The 1,556-nt window shown below is 73.1% G+C and carries 1 pseudogene; it reads right to left on the bottom strand.

What is annotated here, in order from left to right:
- A pseudogene (locus G7A99_RS19420) lies at positions 1-1,556 on the bottom strand (excinuclease ABC subunit A); the annotation flags it as partial.

Raw genomic sequence — 1,556 nt, 5'->3', positions numbered from 1 at the left:
CGGATGCGTGCCTCCTCCGTCTCGGCGAACAGCCGCCGGATATCGTCCCAGATGCCCACATACGTGGCGGGGCAGGAACGGGGAGTCTTGCCGATGGGCGTCTGGTCGACTTCCAGTACCCGTTCCACCGGCTCCCAGCCCGTCACCGCCTCGCAGCCCTGAGGTGCCGGCGGCGTCTCGCCGCGCCGCGTGGCGACCAGGCGGCGCAGGTTGCCGTGGAGGACGTCGCGCACCAGCGTGGACTTCCCGGAACCGGAGACGCCGGTGACCGCCACCAGGCGGGACAGCGGCACCCGGGCATCGACGTAGTGGAGGTTGTGCCGGTGCGCCCCGCGCACCTGGACCTCGGCCTCCGGCTCGTCGGTGCGGCGGCTGCCGCGCAGGGGATGGCGCAGGGGTTCGGCGAGGGCGCGGCCGGTCACCGAGTCGGGGTTCGCGAGGAGGCTGTCCACAGGTCCCGCGGCCACGACCCGGCCGCCATGGACGCCGGCGCCGGGCCCGAGGTCGATGACGTGCTCGGCGCGGCGTATGGTCTCCTCGTCGTGCTCCACCACGACGATAGTGTTGCCCTTGCCCTCCAGGCGGCCGAGGGTGTCGAGGAGCATGCGGTTGTCCCGCGGGTGCAGCCCGATGGTCGGCTCGTCCATGATGTAGCACACGCCCTGGAGGTTGGACCCGAGCTGTGCGGCGAGCCGGATGCGCTGGGCCTCGCCTCCGGAGAGGGTGGGCGCCGCCCGGTCGAGGGTGAGGTAGCCGAGGCCGACCTCGCGGAGGAAGTCCAGGCGGTTGCGGATCTCCGGGAGGATGTCCCGGGCGATCTCGCCCTCGCGCTCGTCCAGGGTGAGGGTCCCGAAGGTCTCGCGGGCATCGGTCACCGACTCCCCGGTGAAGGCCGCGATGCTCCGGCCGGTGAACCGCACGGCGAGGGCGGTGGGGTTGAGGCGCCGGCCGTCGCAGGCGGGGCAGACGGTGACCTCGCCCTCGTCCACGTTCCGCCACGAGCGCTCCTCGCCGGTCTGTTCCGCGTCGAAGCCGGCGAGCATTTCGCCGGTGCCGTAGCATTCCGGGCACCAGCCGTGGCGTGAGTTGTACGAGAACAGCCGCGGGTCCAGGGGCGCGAAGCTCTGGCCGCAGCCGGGGCAGGCGCGCTCCGTGGACAGCAGGGCCTCGCCGCCGTCGTGGACGACGCGCACCGTGCCGTGGCCGTGGGCGAGGGCGTGCTCCAGGGCCTCGCGGAGCCCGTCCTCGTTGCCCGGCTCGGCGTCGACCTCGGCGACCGGGAGATCGATGTCGTGCTCCTGGTAGCGGTCCAGACGCGGCCAGTCGCCGGTGGGCATGTCGCTGCCGTCCACGCGCAGGTGGGTGAAGCCCTTGCCCGCGGCCCACTTGGCGAGGTCCGTGTAGTAGCCCTTGCGGGCGATCACCAGCGGCGCCAGCAGGCGCAGGCGGGCGCCGCGGTGCTCGTCGAGGAGCTGCGCCACGATGGCGTCCGCGGTCTGCGCGCGGATGGGGATGTCGCAGTCCGGGCAGTGCTGGGTGCCGAGCTTGACGAAGAG

The sequence above is a fragment of the Arhodomonas sp. KWT genome, assembly GCF_010993615.1.
This window is presented reverse-complemented; position numbering and strand designations above follow the sequence as displayed.